Below are 18,001 nucleotides of genomic sequence, written 5' to 3' on the forward strand. Positions count from 1 at the left end.
TGAGGGTTTTCCTCCGCATCTTGCGTTACCATTGCACATTAGATTCAGAACCGTAATCATGAGAAAGAAGTTCGATTTGCAGAAGAAAATTTTTGTAGTAGCAACCGGAGCTGTACTTACGCTAGTGCTAGCTGCATGCTCCGGATCCAGCTCGTCATTGGACGATGTCCAATATTCTCTCAATGATGCGACCGCTGAGCCCTCGGTTTCATTCCAGACCCCCTTCACTACAGATGAAACGTCAACCCACGTGATTGAAGAGGGCGATGGCGAAGAGATTAAGGATGGCGACAACCTTCTCATCGAGGCAACTGTATTCAAGGGTGACGACGGCTCAAAGGTAGGTAGTACCTACGCTCAGTCACCCATCTTGATTCCTGTGGGTGAGGATCTGAAAAAAACTGCTCCCGAGCTGTACGATGTTTTGACTTCATCGAAGGTGGGTACCAGCTTCTCTTATACCTCCAACATGGTTCCCAGTGCGGATGCCAGCGGTAGCCCCAGCGCTTCTGAGGCAGCTGAAGACACCCCTGCAAACGTTGAGGTCTATACCATCAAGAGCAAGCTGCTAGAAAATGCAACCGGTGATGAAACTCCTCAAAAGGATCTCAATTCGGCTCTAGAATCTTTCAAGGTAGGCGACGACGGCAAGGCAGAGTTGAAGCTGAAGGCTGATCGCGGAGATGCTCCAAAGGAACTTGTTTCCCAGGACATGATTAAGGGCAAGGGTGAGAAAGTTAAAGCTTCCGATACCTTGTACGTCAAGTACCAGGGCGTGCGCTGGGAAGACGGCAAAGCGTTCGACGGTAACTTTGATGGAACCCCCGCCGAGCTCAATCTGCAGGGCGTCATCAAGGGTTGGACTCAGGGTCTAGAGGGCAAGACGGTTGGTTCACGCGTTCTACTCATCATTCCTGAAGATTTGGCCTACGGTAAGGACGCCGGCGAGAACGCTCCCAGCGGTCCACTTGTCTTCGTTGTTGATATTTTGGGGGCTAGCGATAATCCTCAGGCTGCCGCAAGCATGCAGTCTCCCTCTGCCAGTGCTTCCGGTTCGGCGTCTGCCAGCCCTAGCGCCTCACCAGCTGCTGAATCGGCAGAGCCCACCACTTCGGCTCAGCCTACTTCAACCGAGTCCGGTAAATAATACTTCCCACCTCTAAACAGAAAGAAGAAAACTATGTCCTTTGGTCAGCGTAAGTTAGATCGTACAAAGCCTGAAATTGATTTCCCTGAGGGTGGAGTACCTGAAGACCTTAAGATTATTGATGAAATCGAAGGATCTGGCGAAGCCGTAGCTGCTGGCGATCAGATTTCTTGCCACTACGTGGGCGTGGCATTTTCCACCGGTGAAGAATTTGATTCCTCCTGGAACCGCGGAGAGCCCTTGGCATTCCGCGTAGGTATCGGTCAGGTTATCCAGGGCTGGGATCAGGGTCTGTTGGGAATGAAAGTAGGCGGCCGCCGTCGTCTGGAAATCCCTTCTGAGATGGCCTATGGCGAGCGCGGCGCCGGTGCAGCAATTGCGCCTAATGAAGCTCTTATCTTCGTTGTCGACCTTCTAGATGTAAAAAAGTAATTCGCCTAGCGCGATGAATAGTAGCTCCCGAGGATCCTCGGGGGCTACTTTGTATTTATGAGTAAACAGGCAGTGGAGCGGGTACTTCAACTCTTTGATGTGTTGGCAAAGAGTTCGAAGGGGCTGAGCCGCGATGATATCCGTTGGAGTTTGAAGGAATATCGGGAGACTCCCAGTGTTTTAGCCTTTGAACGGATGTTTGAACGAGACAAAGCTACTTTGCGCGGGCTTGGGTTGCTTGATTCTTCTGTCAATGACGACGGCGTGAGCTTTCGTTACGTGCTGAAACAGCGGGATGCCAGCGAAGTGAGAGATCGGCTCACTCGTACGCGGGCAAATGATTCAGCGGTGTTGATGATTGCTTGGGCGATGCTGGTGGCGCGGAACGGGTCTTTTCACAAGCTGGGAGATTCTGTCCTGTCAAAATTGGGGTGGTCACGTAAGAGTGCGGAGGCCTATTTTGGTTCCCAGCCTTCGTTGCTTTCAGCACCGGATTCTTTGTTAATAGTGTTGAGTGCTTTGGCGCGAAAGCAGAGTTTACAGTTTCTCTATCAGGGGCCGCACGGTGACGAGTCACTGCGTGAAATGTATGTGCAAGGGATAGGCAATCGTTTTGGTCGTTGGTATGTTGCTGGTGCTCAGAGCATCGATGGAAAGTCGCGGATATTCCGTTTAGATCGGATGTCAGATCTTGAGCGGGTTGATGGATTAGATATTTCTCAGGATTCTTTTTCAATGGATGAAGCCTTAGAAAAGATTTCTGATGTTGCACCACTTGGTTTAGTGGCGAGGTCTTTATCTGAGACGTTCGAACTTCGGGTGGTTCCCGCCTATTCTTTGGACGATGCTCTTTATCTCTCTTTCAAACAGAAACTCATATTTTTGTCTGGTATCGACAAAGTTGAGTCTAATGAGTTTAGGCTTTCCCCACGCCAGCAAAAAGTAGCACACGATGAACAGAAATCTATTCTGAAACGACTGGTGAGTACTTATGACGTGGAACCCCCTGTAGGAAGTTTGACTTTTAGAGAACCTCCTAAGGCCCGTTTGCGCGCCAGTACCGATATTTTGGTTGCGGAATTAATATCTCTTATTCATTTAGCCATGGAGAATCCGGGGATTACGTGCGCTGAGCTCAGTCGCAGAACAGGAGTGAGTCCTGCTACGGTCAAGAAAAGACTCTCTACTCTCTGGGTCAATTTGGACGGATCACTTTTTGATATTGAGGTTGAGAAGAATCGTGTGTATGTGAGGGGCGTAGGGGAAGCATTACATCAGATAAATTTTTCCCCGGAAGAAGAAGCTCTGGTTCTACTGGTCCTCAAATTCTTAGAATCTACTTCGTCTGAAGCATCGGTGTTTCAATCAATCCGTGAGTTTTGGAGGGATATCACCGATAGCGCAGCCCAGATGGATAATTCATTGAGTTATTTCCCGCCAGAAGGCAATATCTCCGAGGTGAAGCGTGCCCTGTGCGAGAGGCAGTGTATCGAGGCTACCTATCGGGCGGGGAATCGGATAGAGAAGAGAACAATTCAGCCTTATGAACTCTTCCAACAACATGAATTTACGTATCTTTCGGGGTTTTGTTTTCAACGTCAGGCCCCGCGTGTTTTCAGAGTAGATCGCCTCAGCGATATTCACAGGGTGAGCTATCCATCGCCCCCAGCAGATTCAACGCCTCTCCAACCTAACCCCCAGCAGTGGATTGAGACTTTGAAACAGCAGGGCAACATTGCAACGTGCAAGATAGCGGAGGAATTGACTCCTGAGTTAAAGACGCTGATTGATCAATCGACTGTAGAGGTAGCTCATGAAGATTCTCAGACCATCAAAATTGCCTACGGTGAAGCTGCTTGGATTTGGGATTTGGTGCTGAAATCTCAAGGAAGTGTCGAAGTCCTGGAACCAACTGGGCTCCGTAATTACCTCAAAAATCAGGTCAAAGAACTCTCTCAGTCTATTGAGGGCTAAACATACAATAAATTTTCAGCTTCTTCAGAAAGGATGAGGGGTAGAGGATGTCTATAATTGTGCTCATGCCTTGGTGGTTTTGGACAATTCTATGGACTCTTTTAGTTTTAGTAGCTCTCACAGTTTTGGGATGGTTACTGGTAAGACTTGTCTCTACAGTACTTCGAGCAATGGAAGAATTCATGAAGTTTAGTGAAATTGCATCTGAAGTTGCTCATGAATCGTCTCATTATCAGGCGCATCATTTGAGGGAAGAAACAGAACCAGCTATTTTTCGTTCGGTGAAAGAAACATATACCGAGTACGAAGAGCGCAAAAATGAACGAGCCCAGCGACGAATCTCGCGTAGAATCAATAAACGAGAAACACTTGGTCAGCCACAGAATGTGAGTGACCTTCAAAAATACTCAAGAAAGGGTGCTACTCATGGGTAGACTTTTTGATAATCCAGTCATGCTGATCGTACTTTTGATCATCATCATTCTTCTTTTTGGTGCACCCAAGCTTCCCGGTATGGCGCGTAGCCTCGGTCAGTCCATGCGCATCTTCAAGTCTGAGGTAGATGGCATGAAGAAAGACAACAAAAATGATTCTGCGCCCCGCTCTTCAGCACAGGACGACGTCGTCACCGGCGAAGTTGTTGATAACAAGAACGTTGGATCTACACGTGCAGATGTAGCTGACGAAACTCCTCGAAATATCTAATTTTCTCTTCTGACGATTCAACCCGTGTTCACTTCTCAGAACACGGGTTGAATTCGAGCACATGAAGTTTTCGGTTCTAAGGTAAATGATGGCAAAGGCAACGAGCCGCAAGAATAATCCTCAGGCAAATATGGCCTTGATGGAGCATCTTCGCGAATTCAAAAATAGGATCATTAAAGCAGCTGTTGCTACAGTGCTCGGCGCTGTGGGTGGTTTCTTTCTCTACCAGCCATTCATCACAGCTATCAAAGCCCCGCTCGATGAAATCAATGCGAAACAAGGTCGAGAAGCCCTGCTGAATTACTCCACCGTACAGTCATCGTTTAGTTTGATGGTAACTGTATCTCTCTACATCGGACTGGTTCTGGCGGCTCCAGTATGGCTATACCAGCTCTGGGCGTTTATTACTCCAGCGCTGTATAAGAAAGAGAAACGCTACGCACTGGGGTTTATCTTTTCAGCGGTACCTATGTTCCTTATCGGTCTTTTGACCGCTTGGATTTGTCTACCCGCCGCGGTCTTTGCACTGACTGCATTCAACCCCGACGGCACGTCCAACATCATTTCTGCTGAAATCTACATTTCATTCGTCGTCAAATTTATGGTCTCGTTTGCTCTGGCTTTCGTGATTCCGGTAATTCTTGTGGGCTTGAACTTCATGGGTATACTTCCGGGGCGGACAATCCTGAAGCAGTGGCGCTGGGTCGTGGTTTTTGTTGCAACCATTGCTGCAATGACTGCGCCAGGTACTGATATTATGACGATGTTCTATCTTGCAGCACCCCTGCTATTTTTCTTCTTTATCGCAATTGTTATCTGCTTGTTGCATGATAAACGAGTGGAAAGAAAGCGCGCTAAGCTCGCAAAGGGACTTTCTGAAACAGAAATTGACCGTGCAACTTCCGCTGAAGAATTAGAAAAGCTGGGACGAATTGAGGAGAATAGTGGTTCTGTAGAATCCTCTCGATTGAGCTCTTAGCCTCAACCACTGTGCAAGACCCCCGATGGTTTCATCGGGGGTCTTCTTTCGTCATAGTATGGGTATATGTCTTCTCTTGCAGATAACTTCTTCGCAGCTAAAGAACGCGCCAAAAAGCAAAAAACCGTTTTCGGCTCCTTTCAAAATACGCTTGATTTCCCTCTGGATGATTTTCAGGTAAGAGCATGTGAATCGGTCGAGTCTGGACGCGCGGTACTGGTGGCAGCACCCACGGGTGCCGGTAAGACTATCGTGGGGGAGTTCGCCATCTATCTGGCCCTGTCTCAAGGCAAGAAGGCTTTCTACACCACCCCGATCAAGGCATTGAGTAACCAGAAGTATCACGACTTGGTGCAGATTTATGGGGAAGAGGCTGTGGGGTTGTTGACCGGTGATACATCTATCAACTCTGAAGCCGATGTCGTAGTAATGACCACCGAGGTTTTGCGCAACATGATTTACGCAGAGTCTTCCACCCTCGTTAATCTGGGTTATGTGGTGATGGACGAGGTTCACTATTTGGCTGATCGAGCTCGTGGAGCGGTATGGGAAGAAATTATTATTCACCTTCCTGAGCACATCTCACTTATCTCGCTCTCAGCTACTATCTCTAACGCTGAAGAATTCGGTGCGTGGCTGGATACCGTTCGCGGAACTACAGATATTATTGTGTCCGAGCATCGCCCCGTTCCGTTGTGGCAGCATGTCATGGTCGGGAATCGCCTGGTCGATCTGTTCTTGGATGATACAACTGTTGAAGAAACTGCTGAACTACTCGACAAGAACAAAGACGAAGTTCCTGACGTCAATCCTGAGTTATTGCGACTTCGAGGATATCGCGGGCGGGGACCGCGTCAGAACGCCGAAAAGTTCTCTCGAGCAGCCCATCGAAATTCCCGCTCCCGCAATCGCCACAGTTCCGGTTTTAACCGTAGTGGTTCTGAGCAACATCTTCGTCCTTTCCGCGCGTCTCGACCAGACATGATTGAGGCTCTTGACCAGGATGCCTTGCTCCCTGCAATCTGCTTTATCTTCTCTCGCGCTGGCTGCGATGCTGCCGTCTCCCAATGTATAGATGCTGATGTTCGTTTGACGACCGACCAAGAGGCTGCGCTTATCCGAGCTTACGTTGCAGAAGCTACAGCTGCTTTGGATATCAAGGACCTCAATGTACTTGGTTTCTACGAGTGGAGAGAGGGGCTCACCCGCGGTATAGCCGCTCATCACGCGGGGTTACTGCCGGTATTCAAAGAAATTGTAGAGGCTCTGTTTGCAGAAGGACTCATCAAGGTTGTATTCGCTACGGAGACATTAGCCCTCGGCATCAATATGCCCGCACGGTCAGTGGTGCTAGAAAAACTTACTAAATTCAATGGTGAGACGCATCTAGATATCACACCGGGGGAGTACACCCAGCTTACTGGTCGTGCCGGTCGTCGCGGCATCGACGTCGAAGGTCACGCAGTCGTGCTATGGAAGCCGGGTCTGGAACCCCAGCAGGTAGCAGGATTGGCATCTAAGCGTACCTATCCTCTCAATTCATCATTCCGGCCCACCTATAATATGAGCGCCAATCTTCTCGCTCAATTTGGGGAGGGGCCAGCGCAGAAAATTCTGGAGTCATCGTTTGCCCAGTTCCAGGCGGATAAATCTGTCGTGGGAATAGCCCAACGTGTTCGTAAGAATGAGCGAGCGCTTGAAGGTTACGAAAAGTCTATGCATTGCCATCTGGGCGACTTCAAGGAATACGCTCAGTTACGTAAGCAACTCAATGAGGCGGAGAAGAAATCTGAGAAAGGACGCAAACGTCTTGAGCATTCTCAGGCTATGGCTTCAATCCATGACTTGCTGCCTGGTGATGTGATTGAGATTCCGCGTGGACGTAACCGAGGCTTTGCAGTTATCCTGACTAGGGCTGAGGCAGGGCACGATCCGCGACCTGCCATTTTGACTGATGATGCGCATCTGCGCCGTCTCTCCGCAGATGATTTAGAAGGGCCAATAGTTCCCGTTTCTAAAATCAAGGTCCCGAAGAAATTCCAAGGTAAGACGCCTAAAGAACGTCGGGATATGGCATCTCGCTTACGCGAGGCACTCTATGAAAATCGTCCCCCGCGAAAGGTTTCAGAGAGATCGTGGTTTGATCGCAAGGATAGACACCAGGAGCAAGAAGTTACTAAGTTGCGCAAGCAATTGAAAGCGCACCCCTGCCATGGTTGTTCAGATCGGGAGAACCATGCTCGTTGGGCTGAACGGTGGTGGAAGCTGGAACGAGATACCCATGGGCTTCGTCTACAAATCAGTCGCCGAACCAACACTATTTCTCAAATTTTTAAGAGAATCATTAGACTCCTTGAATCATTTAATTATGTTGAGCGGGATAGCGGGGGAGAAGCTCATTTAACCCAGCGGGGTCAGAGCCTACGGCGTGTCTATGGTGAGAAAGACTTGTTACTTTCTCTTGCACTTGAAGAAAAGTTTTTGAAGAATTTGGATCCGGCTGCCACTGCCGCTGTGGTTTCAGCGCTGGTTTTTGAAGCCAAACGCGAGGAAATGGGTATGCTCCGCAAATATCCCCATTCCTCAATAGAACAGCCGATCGTTACTTTGGTAACCCTGTGGAGTAAATTGACCGAACGAGAAGAACGGTTCAACCTACCGGAAACATCTGCCCCCGATTTAGGTATGGTTTGGCCCACCTATAAATGGGCTCGAGGAGATTCCTTGACCCAAGCAATTCAGAATACTGACCTTGCTGCGGGTGACTTCGTGCGTTGGATTAAACAGGTGATTGACGTGCTGGATCAGATTTCACATGTTGCTCAGAACGATATTGAGCTAAAAGCCCAGTGTGAACGTGCCATTATGTTGCTCCGCCGTGGTGTAGTAGCAACACAAATTTAAGGAAATAAATGTCAACTAAAACTTTAGTGTTCTGCGATGGATCGGTGTACAGTCCGGTCGATCCTTATGCAACTGCGATGGTCTTGACTGAAACTGCCGTCGATTGGGTTGGTTCAGACGCCGGCGCTGACTCTATTTACGATAACTCTATGCATAAGGTAGAGCTTGTAGGAGATTTGCTGACACCTGCGTTCTTTCACGGCGGCGCAACGGTTCAGTCTCAAGATGAACTTGCGATTTTATCGGAGCGGTTAATGCATGCAGGCTACGCTTCGACGTCGCTCTTCCTTCCTCAATCTGCTTGTGAATCTATTAATATCTCCGCCTCGCCTTTACACACCTTCGTTTATGCGATTATCAGTGGCAAAGAAGATATAGAGCAGCTTGTTGCAGGTATTCACGGTGTCCAAATTCGGGAAGCATCGGTTGACCTCACTTCTTTTCTTCAGAAAGCACTAGACCACCGCCTAAGAGTTTCATTTGTTCCACGGGATGAAGTCGATATAGAGAAATTCTTATCTGCCCTCTCTGCTTTTAATGAACTAGACAGATTTCGACTCGCTCCGCGTTTAGACGGTATCTCTTCTATCACCAGTGAATATATAAGTTTTGCTCGAGATTTAGGGGTAGCACTGGGATTCTCATCCCAGATCGCGGAAAACGACTCATCTATTCGTCAAGCTGTGGCTGCTGGAGCGTTGGTCTTTTTAGGTTCCGAAGTCAACCAGGAATCAAGAGTTTTAGGATGGGAGCTCGCCCTCACCCATGTTGTTCGCACTCGTCCTGAAGATCAACTATCTGCGCGAGCTACGTTCAACGCCATGACGCGCGGTGTCTACAGAGCAGTAGGGGAGTCCAATCCTACTTTTGGTCAACTCAGCCCCCAGTCAATGGCAGATGTCGCTCGTTGGAAAGTCACGGAACTGATGGTTCAAACAGCAGACGACAGGGTCGCTGCCTGGAGCACGGATCCACGTGCAAGAATTCCGCTGTTGCCGGTACTTGAAAAAGATAATCTGCCAGAGTTAGTTGATTTGCTGATTGCTGGTCAATTTCAAGATATCTAACAGCTTCATGTTCTCGACAGGTTTGGTCAGCTGCACTATAGAAAAGCTATACTGAGATTCTAGTTTTTATTCATCGCCGCAGGTAACAGTGGCAACGAGGAGATATTTATGCGGGTCCTAACGGTGATTCCCACCTACAACGAAAAAGAGAACCTACCTGTTGTAGTGGAGCGCCTCCGCACAGCTATGCCTGAGGGGCACATTCTGGTTGTTGATGACAACAGCCCCGACGGCACCGGAGAAATCGCAGATCAGCTATCGAGTAAGGATTCAAACATCCATGTACTTCACCGTACCGTCAAAGACGGATTGGGCGGTGCTTACCTTGCTGGGTTCGATTGGGGTCTTGCTGAGGGATATGACGTCTTGGTAGAGATGGATGCCGATGGATCCCACCAGCCCGAGCAGCTTCCTTTGTTGGTAAAGGCAGTTGAAGACGGCGCCGATCTAGCTATCGGTTCACGCTACATCACAGGCGGAAAGACAAAAAATTGGCCCGTTCACCGTCAAATCCTTTCCCGCGGTGCAAACCTCTACACTAAGCTGATTTTGGGTACCAAAATTAATGATATAACGGCTGGTTTCCGCGCCTTCCGCCGTGACACTTTGGAGAGATTGAACCTAGAAGGCATAGATTCAAAGGGATACGTATTTCAGGTAGACCTTGCATGGAGATCAGAACAAGCTGGTTTCAAGATTGTCGAAGTACCCATTACGTTTATTGAACGCGAAATTGGGGATTCAAAAATGGACGGCAACATCATTTTTGACTCGATGGCTAAGGTTTCGAGCTGGGGAATCAAGTCCCGCGGTAAAAAGGTGGGCGAATTTATGAAGAAGCTAACACAGCGATAAGCCCGATTAATATACAGATGGGGGTGAGAACCTAAGTTCTCACCCCCATCTTCCGATTAACTGTCTGCTTACAAGGCGTGACGTTCGCGGTAAACATCAAGACGCTGTTGAAGGGTTTCTTCAAGTTCTTCCATGGAACGGCGTTCGAGGAGCATGTCCCAGTGAGTACGAATCGGCTTTTCATGCGAATCTACCGGTTCACCTTCACCATTGACTAAGGTAGCCACTTTGCCGGATTTTGCTGTCCACGTATGGGGAATCTCTGCTTCTTGGGCAAATGTTACAAATACCTTTTCGCCGTCTTCAGTGCGGTATTCAACTCGCTGACGGGGTGCTGGTTCGACACCTGCTTCGGTTTCCATTGATTGCGAACCTAGGCGCATACCTCTTAGGCTACGATCGCTCATAAACTTTCCTCCAAAATCCAGGGCATTGTTAGATGTAACGGACAAGAGCTAAATAATATTCCGCACCCAACTCTAGACCAAAGGATAATTATATGGGTTGGTTGGGGTTTTGCGGTGGCGACAGTGCGACGGTAGTAAAAATGGTGCAAAAATCATGTTCTACCTTATGGTTGCTCAACAATCTAAAACGCCGATAATCTACATTATGTAAAGTAATAGTAAATTCATCTCCCCTGTTTCCTTTGTATCCCTGTATCAGGCACACTTATAGCGGAGGTAAACATGAAAAATAAATGGTTGGCATTCGCAGTGGATGCACTTTTGGTCTTAATTTTTGTGGGCATTGGGCGTTCGTCGCATGCAGAAGGATTAGCAGGAACTTTCTTGACGGCAGTTCCATTCCTTCTTGGACTATGCATTGTGTGGATCTTGCCTATGGTTCGAAATATGCCATTTAATATTCTTCCTGCGGGATTGAGTGTTTGGCTCGGAACTGCTGCGTTAGGTCACCTCTTAAGACTGTTCTTCGGAGGCACCAGCGCTCTCAGTTTCTTTATCGTCACCTTGGGTGTCCTAGGAGTCTTTCTTGTGGGATGGCGAGCTCTATGGCTGCTTATTGACCGACGACGTCAAAGAGTTGATGGTTAACATCTTCGCTCAACAAATTGAAGAAAATAGGCGTTTCTTCTACTCAAGAAACACCTATTTCTTTCAAGCTAAACTTTAAGTTTTAGCTTGCGGTAGTTTGTGAAAACTCTCTCCAGTTCTCCAACACCTTCCGAGCTCTTCCATTGTCCAGCGATGCTATCGCTCTATCCAGGGCTGCAACAAAACGTTCGTTGAAACTCTGCCCCTCACCGACGGGTTCGAAAGCTACAATCCCTGCTGCAGCGTTGAGGAGAACAGCGTCCCGTATATGCCCACTCTCCCCCGCCATGATTCGTTCAAATACTTCTGCGTTTTCGGAAGCCGTACCACCGCGTAAATCTTCTAACGTGCCTAGATTGAATCCAAATTCACGGGGGTCGATAACGTGCGCAGTTACGGCGCCCTCGTATACTTCCCAAAGCTGGGAATTACAGGTGATAGTCAGTTCATCCAAGCCGTCTCCACCTCTAAAAATCAGGGCATGATCGTTACGCGAGGCAAAGACATCAGCAATTTTGCGAGCCATCGCTTCGTCAGCTACCCCAATTGCAGAAGAACGCACCTGCGCAGGATTCGTCATGGGACCCAAATAGTTGAAGGCAGTAGGAACCCCCAACTGTTTTCTGGTGGGAGCCACATGTTTCATGGAGGGGTGAAATACCTGGGCGAACAGAAAAGCAATTCCTACTGTTTCTAAACACTGAATGATGTCAGAAATCGGCATATTGAGATTGATGCCTAACTTCTCCAGCACGTCTGCGGAGCCGGAAGAGGACGACGATGCGCGGTTACCGTGTTTAATGACGGGAACCCCGGCGCCCACAATCACCATTGATGCCATAGTGGAAATATTGACCGTATTATGCTGGTCTCCCCCGGTGCCCACAATATCTACTGCGTTAGAGCTAATTTCGATCTTTTCCGCTTTATCTAGCATCCCCTGAGCTAGCGCACTCAGTTCTTCAGGAGACTCCCCCTTGACATGAAGTGCAATCAGAAAGGCGCCAATTATGGCCTCCGAGACTACTCCATTCATTATCTCATCCATTGCCCACCCGATTTCTTGCTCGGAAAGATCATGGCGAAGAGTCAATTTATTCAGAATGGCTTTCCAGGAAATAGCTGGGTTCGATATCTCAGATATGCTCATGGGTTCAGCATAGCGGGCAGAATCGCCAGGTGCTTTAAATATTTCAAGCTGTGAACTTCAGGAATTATGCCGCAGGTCAGTTTTGTAACATGTGCGAAATTTTCAAAAATTTTCTGCAGGCCTTCCCTTGTATTCCCTAGAGATTTTCAACACGCATGGGAAGAAAGGAGCTCATATATTGGTTTCTTCGAAGTTTTACAGACATAATGTCTATGTGACAACTGCAACCCATACCCCAAGTAAGTCGGCCCACACGACTTTGAACCGACCCAACGCTGTCGCCGTCGGCACCGTTGTTTGGTTGGCATCAGAGTTGATGTTCTTTGCCGGACTATTCGCCATGTATTTCACCCTTCGGGCATCACGACCCGATATTTGGGCAGAAAATACCGAACATCTAGCTATTCCGTTGGCCACCGCCAACACCATCGTTTTGGTGTTGAGTTCGGTGACCTGTCAGTTTGGTGTATTCAAAGCAGAGCAGCTAAAGCCACGTCGCACTGGCTCCCTCTTTAACGTTAAAGAGTGGGGCATGGTCGAGTGGTTCCTGCTGACCTTCCTCATGGGCGCATTCTTTGTGTCTATGCAGGTTTATGAGTACGCAAACCTCGTCGCAGAAGGCGTAACAATCGCTCACTCTGCTTACGGATCAGCTTTCTACATCACCACTGGTTTCCACGCTATTCACGTGACCGGTGGCTTGATTGCATTCCTATTCATCATTGGCCGCGCATACGCTGCAAAGCGATTCGGTCATTATGAAGCAACTTCAGCAATCGTTGTTTCATACTATTGGCACTTTGTTGACGTCGTCTGGATTGTTCTTTTCGCCGTCGTTTACTTCTTGAAGTAAATAGAAACAAATCGCCACATCAATAGTTCAACCAGCACACACACTAAGGATCAAACGACGTGAAGGCACTTTCTCAGAAGAGGCGTCATCCTCTTGCAGCCATCGTGTTGCTTGCTCTAGCTTTACTCCTCACCGGTGGCCTCTATGCAGTTGCCACAGCTACGAATGAGGCTAAAGCTGAAACTAGCACCACCTACACAGCTACGCAGGCCCAAGAAGGAGAGAAACTCTTTATCTCAAACTGCGCGACCTGTCACGGCACCAACGCTGAGGGCACCGCTGATGGTCCCTCGCTTGTTGGCGTAGGAGCTGCCGCAGTTGACTTCCAGGTCGGCACCGGTCGTATGCCTATGCAGATGCAGGGTACCCAGGCTCAGCTTAAGCCGGGTCAGTTTAATGAAGAGCAGACCGATCAGCTGGCTGCTTATGTTTCATCTCTCGGCGCGGGACCGTCCGTTCCTGAAGATGAGTACCTTGACGTTTCCAAAGGCGATGCAGCTAACGGTGCCAAGATCTTTTTGGCTAACTGCGCTATGTGCCATAACGCAGCGGGTGTTGGCGGTGCACTGACTCGCGGTAAGTTCGCACCAACTTTGATGGGCGTATCTGAGAAGCACATCTACGAGGCAATGGAAACTGGCCCTCAGAATATGCCAGTGTTCAACGATGCGAACATTACCCCTGAAGAGAAACGAGATGTTATCACTTACCTGAAGTCTCAGGAAGTAAACAACTCCCCCGGTGGTTTTGCCCTCGGGTCACTTGGTCCTGTTGCCGAAGGTCTGTTGATTTGGACTTTAGGCTTGGGAATTATCTTGATTTTCACTGTCTGGCTGACTTCACGCTCAGCTTAAGCACACCACACACATTAGTTTTCGTATTAGGAAGATTTGAGGCAACACATGGGCAACCATAGTGACGACGCTAGGAAGACATCCTCAGTCGTAGTTACCTCTCATGAGGAAGGCAAGGAGACATTCCCCAACCCGGGGCTACCTCCTCATGCACCACGCCTTACTGACGTGGATCCCCATAAGGCAAAGTCCGCAGAGCGACAGGTTTCACTCCTGTTTGTGATTTCCATTCTTGGCGCGATTTTGTTCTGGGTAGCTTATTTCGGTATTAAAATTGGGGGCGAATATTACGATGTAATGAATCCCGAGCCCACGAACGCGCTTCGTTTGCAAAACCTTCTACTTGGTTTGGGAATTGCATTCTCGATGTTCGGCATCGGCATCGGCGTTGTGCATTGGGCTCGTACCCTCATGCCTGATCACGAGATGGTTGAATACCGTCACGCGGTTTCTGCTGAAGCAGATCGTGCAGAAGCACAGGAGATTGTTGAAACTATTATTGCAGAGTCCGGCATTAAGCGCCGTCCGCTCTTGCGCAATACCTTGATTGGTTCAGTTATCCTCGCTCCTCTGACTTTTGTCACCTTCTTGCGCGACTTGGGTCCTGCTGATCCTTCAGTATTGAAGCACACGATGTGGGACAAGGGAGTACGCCTGGTGCGTGACCCTTCTGGTACTCCTATCAAGGCTTCAGACGTTACTTTAGGTTCCGCTTACCACGTACTTCCTGAGAACCTTTCATCGCTCAGCCACGATCAGGGTTACCTGAACGAAAAGGCTAAAGCTGTTGTTCTCTTGATGCGTTTAGATCCCAGTGACCTCAAGGTATCAGCCGGTCGTGAAGACTGGAACGTTGACGGCATTATTGCTTACTCCAAAGTTTGCACCCACGTTGGTTGCCCCATTGCTCTGTATGAGCAGCGAACCCACCATTTGCTCTGCCCTTGCCACCAGTCAACCTTTGACGCGGCTGATGAATGCAAGGTAGTTTTCGGACCTGCTGGTCACGCTCTGCCTCAGCTTCCCATCGCTGTTGACTCAGAAGGCTACCTGGTAGCTCAGAGCGACTTCCACGAACCTGTTGGCCCTGCTTACTGGGAACGTGGCAAACACGTAAAAGAGATGGCAGGTGAGACAAAATAATGTCACACACAACTGTTGAAACTGATTACCAGGCAAAGACATCAACCGGGCGTATCGCAAACTTTGTTGATAGCCGTGTAGGTTTGTCTGGAATCATCAAGGAATTCGGTCGAAAGATTTTCCCCGACCACTGGACTTTCATGTTCGGTGAAGTAGCTCTTTACAGCTTGGTTATCCTGATTCTTTCGGGTACCTTCCTTACGCTGTGGTTCAACCCTTCGATGGCACCCGTTGCATATGATGGTTCTTATGTGCCTATGAAGGGCACCGAGATGTCTGTGGCTTATGCATCAACGCTACACATTTCGTTTGATGTCCGCGGTGGTCTACTTCTTCGTCAGATTCATCACTGGGCAGCTCTTATGTTCATGTTGGCATTGACCATCCACATGCTCCGTGTGTTCTTCACTGGCGCATTCCGTCGCCCCCGTGAACTTAACTGGGTAGTAGGTTGCGTATTATTTATCTTGGGTATTGCTGCTGGCTTCACCGGTTACTCCCTCCCCGACGACGTCCTGTCCGGTAACGGTCTGCGCATTGTTGACGGAATCATGAAGGCTCTACCGTTGGTAGGAACTTACCTTTCTCTCTTCTTCTTCGGTGGAGAATTCCCCGGTGAGCAGCTCATCGGTCGTTTGTACTCCATGCATATCATGATTGTTCCTGCACTGATTCTTCTTTGTGTTGCAATCCACTTGTTCATGGTCGTTGTTCACAAGCACACTCAGTACCCCGGACCTGGTCGCACTGAGGGTAATGTGGTTGGTTTCCCTGTTGGTCCTGTGTATGCAGCTAAAGCTGGCGGTTTCTTCTTTATCGTTTTCGGTATCATCGCCTTCTTGGCTTCGACCTTCACCATTAACGCAATCTGGAATTATGGCCCTTATGATCCCTCCCCCGTTCAGGCTGGTACCCAGCCTGACTGGTACGTCGGATTTGGCGATGGTGCATTGCGTTTGATGCCTGGCGCATGGCCTTGGCACTGGGAATTCAACGTTCTAGGCGGTACCTGGGTGTTCAGTGTTCTAGGACCGTTGATTCCTGCGGGACTCATCATCATGGCAATGTTCATCTGGCCTTGGCTTGAGCGTTGGGTTACCAAAGACAACCGCGAACATCACATCCTTGATCGTCCTCGCAATGCTCCCTACCGCACTGGTGTAGGTGTAGCGGGAATCATTGCTTACGGCACATTGATGGTAGCGGCTAGCTCTGACCTCATTGCAACACACTTCCATCTATCACTGAACGACGTCGCTTACTGGCTTCGTGCTTCGCTGATTCTTGGTCCTTTGGTCGGTTTCTTTGTCACTCAGCGCGTATGCCTTGCTTTGCAGCGTAAGGACCGCGAGCTTGTGCTCCACGGTATTGAATCCGGTCAGGTTGTTCAGCTTCCTCACGGTGAATTCATCGAGGTTCACAAGCCTCTAGATGAGTACCGTCGATACAAGCTAGTGAACTTTGAGTCACCTGCTCCCCTGCCGGCTCAGCCAAATAAGAAGGGTAAGATTTCCTTCGCCGAAAAGACTCGTGCGGGTCTTTCGAAGATTTGGTTCCAGGATCGAGTTGTTTCTGTAACTCCTGCGGAACTTGAAGCAGCGCATCATGCCCGTGATGAAAACCATGGATCTGTAGCAGCTTCTGATACCAAGGAAATTCACTAAATCGATATTCTAAAAGCCCCTCTCCTCTTGGAGAGGGGCTTTTAGTATGTCTAGCTTCTTGAAACGGTGTGCCCTTAAATATCGAGTTAGGTTATTAGCCATCTGGTTATGTGCAAAGACTGTTCATATGAAAATAGCTTTCAAGCCGTATAAACGCAGCTCTGCGGGGCGATGAGATGCTAACTATTCTTCTCATCATTTCTATAATTATATTTTCTTAAAACGCCATATGCGCTTACGGAGATGTCTTCCCGGCGAATCTAGTTTCCTTAAAAAAGATTTTTATTCTTCGCTGATGCAGAGGGGACTTAGTTGACGGTCAAGCATGGTTATCTTCTATACTTTTTACCTTTTCACCGAAATTTAAAGTTTAGATAGGTTTGCTCCTGTCCACGTTTGATGTCGTAGTTGGCAGAGAATGATACATCTGATTCATACTTATAGTCTGCCTAGGGGCAAAAGGTCGCTGATATTAGGTGGGTCCCATCTCCTCTACTCAGTAAAGGGGCCTGAGATGGGCCTATCTTCTTCTTAGCGCCGTAACAGGCAGTATCTATCCAGAAGCTTCTATCGACAAGCAGTGGACTGTTCTCGCATCAGGGCTAATGAAAGACGGGTTGCGAGTTTCGAAACTCTATCGGTTACTTCAGAAGCGCAACCTGCGAAATTCAAAGGCTTGAAGAAGCAGGCGTAACCGTAAATCTGACTCTAGGTAGCAGAGTCGATGATTTTCGGTAAGGCGGAGCGTAAGCAGATGTCCGGTACGTTTAGATGATTGCCTCCCGTAAATTCCCACGCACCTTGAACTGGTCTATAGCGCTTCAAGAAGTATTTCAGCATGGGCAGCTCAGCATGAGGCTATTCTTGTGCAACATAGCGTTTCCGTAGCTAAGGGGCTTTCCTTGGCTAAAGGGAATTTTTTATCGAGGGTGATTCGTTTTATGACGGGTATGGGAGTGCAAACCAGTTCAAGGATTATAAATAGTATAGTAGTGAAGAATTTCAAAGATGCTTCGCATCTAGCGTTTGATGTTCGTATCGCGCAGTTGGTTAGTTTTGCCTCGTCGTTGAATGAATGTTTTGCTCACGTGGTTCAGGAGATGGGTATTTATATGAGTTTCCTATGTCAGTTGAGGCTAGAGAAAACCGCACACGAAGTTGTCAGGGAGTTATTGAAATACGCGTAGAAAAAGGGCAGTAGATTCAAATGAATCTACTG

Annotated in this window: 16 protein-coding genes; 14 read left to right on the forward strand and 2 right to left on the reverse strand. The window is 48.5% G+C overall.

Annotated features, from left to right (window positions below):
• The first annotated feature begins 76 nt into the window (after nt 1–76).
• The 9 genes from A7E48_RS06370 (at nt 77) to A7E48_RS06410 (ending at nt 10,063) form a co-directional block, all read left to right on the forward strand.
• Nucleotides 77–1,147, forward strand: a complete 1,071-nt coding sequence (locus A7E48_RS06370) for an FKBP-type peptidyl-prolyl cis-trans isomerase (protein ID WP_233126009.1) — start codon at nt 77–79, stop codon at nt 1,145–1,147.
• A 33-nt stretch (nt 1,148–1,180) separates the two neighbouring features.
• Entirely contained in the window at nt 1,181–1,579 is a 399-nt protein-coding gene (locus A7E48_RS06375; RefSeq protein WP_068171027.1) for an FKBP-type peptidyl-prolyl cis-trans isomerase, read from the forward strand.
• 57 nt (nt 1,580–1,636) lie between these two features.
• Complete coding sequence (locus tag A7E48_RS06380; RefSeq protein WP_068171032.1) at nt 1,637–3,553, forward strand: YafY family protein; 1,917 nt, start codon at nt 1,637–1,639, stop codon at nt 3,551–3,553.
• A gap of 47 nt (nt 3,554–3,600) precedes the next feature.
• Nucleotides 3,601–3,987, forward strand: a complete 387-nt coding sequence (locus tag A7E48_RS06385) for a hypothetical protein (RefSeq protein WP_141669394.1) — start codon at nt 3,601–3,603, stop codon at nt 3,985–3,987.
• A complete protein-coding gene (tatA, locus tag A7E48_RS06390) occupies nt 3,980–4,258 on the forward strand; it encodes a Sec-independent protein translocase subunit TatA (RefSeq protein WP_068171047.1) in 279 nt (92 codons plus the stop codon). Before A7E48_RS06385 ends, tatA begins: the two co-directional genes overlap by 8 nt.
• An 88-nt stretch (nt 4,259–4,346) precedes the next feature.
• Nucleotides 4,347–5,237, forward strand: a complete 891-nt coding sequence (tatC, locus tag A7E48_RS06395) for a twin-arginine translocase subunit TatC (RefSeq protein WP_068171048.1) — start codon at nt 4,347–4,349, stop codon at nt 5,235–5,237.
• A gap of 66 nt (nt 5,238–5,303) precedes the next feature.
• Entirely contained in the window at nt 5,304–8,141 is a 2,838-nt protein-coding gene (locus A7E48_RS06400) for an RNA helicase (RefSeq protein ID WP_068171051.1), read from the forward strand.
• Nucleotides 8,142–8,149: 8 nt separating this feature from the next.
• Nucleotides 8,150–9,208: a hypothetical protein gene (locus A7E48_RS06405; RefSeq protein WP_068171054.1), complete on the forward strand. Its 1,059-nt coding sequence runs from the start codon at nt 8,150–8,152 to the stop codon at nt 9,206–9,208.
• Nucleotides 9,209–9,316: 108 nt separating this feature from the next.
• Nucleotides 9,317–10,063 (forward strand): polyprenol monophosphomannose synthase, encoded by a 747-nt coding sequence (locus tag A7E48_RS06410; RefSeq protein ID WP_068171057.1) that lies wholly within the window; start codon nt 9,317–9,319, stop codon nt 10,061–10,063.
• Nucleotides 10,064–10,131: 68 nt separating this feature from the next.
• On the opposite strand, the gene A7E48_RS06415 is transcribed toward A7E48_RS06410, so the two are convergent.
• Nucleotides 10,132–10,470 (reverse strand): RNA polymerase-binding protein RbpA, encoded by a 339-nt coding sequence (locus A7E48_RS06415; protein ID WP_068171059.1) that lies wholly within the window; start codon nt 10,468–10,470, stop codon nt 10,132–10,134.
• Nucleotides 10,471–10,752: 282 nt separating this feature from the next.
• Here A7E48_RS06415 and A7E48_RS06420 point away from each other — a divergent pair, with 282 nt between their 5' ends.
• Nucleotides 10,753–11,118, forward strand: coding sequence for a DUF3054 domain-containing protein (locus A7E48_RS06420; protein WP_068171062.1), 366 nt, complete (start codon nt 10,753–10,755; stop codon nt 11,116–11,118).
• 82 nt (nt 11,119–11,200) lie between these two features.
• Here the strand turns inward: A7E48_RS06420 and trpD are convergent, their stop codons facing one another.
• Nucleotides 11,201–12,268 (reverse strand): anthranilate phosphoribosyltransferase, encoded by a 1,068-nt coding sequence (gene trpD / locus A7E48_RS06425; RefSeq protein ID WP_233126010.1) that lies wholly within the window; start codon nt 12,266–12,268, stop codon nt 11,201–11,203.
• Nucleotides 12,269–12,482: 214 nt separating this feature from the next.
• Between trpD and A7E48_RS06430 the strand changes: the two genes are divergently transcribed.
• The 4 genes from A7E48_RS06430 to A7E48_RS06445 are packed head-to-tail and all read left to right on the forward strand — an operon-like array spanning nt 12,483 to nt 16,782.
• Nucleotides 12,483–13,121 (forward strand): heme-copper oxidase subunit III, encoded by a 639-nt coding sequence (locus tag A7E48_RS06430; RefSeq protein ID WP_068171273.1) that lies wholly within the window; start codon nt 12,483–12,485, stop codon nt 13,119–13,121.
• A 59-nt stretch (nt 13,122–13,180) separates the two neighbouring features.
• A complete protein-coding gene (locus A7E48_RS06435; protein ID WP_068171063.1) occupies nt 13,181–13,975 on the forward strand; it encodes a c-type cytochrome in 795 nt (264 codons plus the stop codon).
• 48 nt (nt 13,976–14,023) lie between these two features.
• Complete coding sequence (locus A7E48_RS06440) at nt 14,024–15,118, forward strand: ubiquinol-cytochrome c reductase iron-sulfur subunit (protein ID WP_068171066.1); 1,095 nt, start codon at nt 14,024–14,026, stop codon at nt 15,116–15,118.
• Complete coding sequence (locus tag A7E48_RS06445) at nt 15,118–16,782, forward strand: cytochrome bc complex cytochrome b subunit (protein ID WP_141669395.1); 1,665 nt, start codon at nt 15,118–15,120, stop codon at nt 16,780–16,782. Before A7E48_RS06440 ends, A7E48_RS06445 begins: the two co-directional genes overlap by 1 nt.
• Nucleotides 16,783–18,001 lie beyond the last annotated feature (1,219 nt).

It is taken from the genome of Rothia sp. ND6WE1A (genome assembly GCF_001683935.1).
Classification (GTDB): Bacteria; Actinomycetota; Actinomycetes; order Actinomycetales; family Micrococcaceae; genus Rothia; species Rothia amarae.

Bases quoted from the DNA above. Each gene is read 5' to 3' on its own strand.
- A7E48_RS06400 (WP_068171051.1), top strand. From the start codon at position 5,304: ATGTCTTCTCTTGCAGATAACTTCTTCGCAGCTAAAGAACGCGCCAAA.
- A7E48_RS06445 (WP_141669395.1), top strand. From the start codon at position 15,118: ATGTCACACACAACTGTTGAAACTGATTACCAGGCAAAGACATCAACC.
- A7E48_RS06380 (WP_068171032.1), top strand. From the start codon at position 1,637: ATGAGTAAACAGGCAGTGGAGCGGGTACTTCAACTCTTTGATGTGTTG.
- A7E48_RS06420 (WP_068171062.1), top strand. From the start codon at position 10,753: ATGAAAAATAAATGGTTGGCATTCGCAGTGGATGCACTTTTGGTCTTA.
- tatA (WP_068171047.1), top strand. From the start codon at position 3,980: ATGGGTAGACTTTTTGATAATCCAGTCATGCTGATCGTACTTTTGATC.
- A7E48_RS06385 (WP_141669394.1), top strand. From the start codon at position 3,601: ATGTCTATAATTGTGCTCATGCCTTGGTGGTTTTGGACAATTCTATGG.
- tatC (WP_068171048.1), top strand. From the start codon at position 4,347: ATGGCAAAGGCAACGAGCCGCAAGAATAATCCTCAGGCAAATATGGCC.
- A7E48_RS06415 (WP_068171059.1), bottom strand. From the start codon at position 10,470: ATGAGCGATCGTAGCCTAAGAGGTATGCGCCTAGGTTCGCAATCAATG.
- A7E48_RS06405 (WP_068171054.1), top strand. From the start codon at position 8,150: ATGTCAACTAAAACTTTAGTGTTCTGCGATGGATCGGTGTACAGTCCG.
- A7E48_RS06440 (WP_068171066.1), top strand. From the start codon at position 14,024: ATGGGCAACCATAGTGACGACGCTAGGAAGACATCCTCAGTCGTAGTT.
- trpD (WP_233126010.1), bottom strand. From the start codon at position 12,268: ATGAGCATATCTGAGATATCGAACCCAGCTATTTCCTGGAAAGCCATT.
- A7E48_RS06375 (WP_068171027.1), top strand. From the start codon at position 1,181: ATGTCCTTTGGTCAGCGTAAGTTAGATCGTACAAAGCCTGAAATTGAT.
- A7E48_RS06410 (WP_068171057.1), top strand. From the start codon at position 9,317: ATGCGGGTCCTAACGGTGATTCCCACCTACAACGAAAAAGAGAACCTA.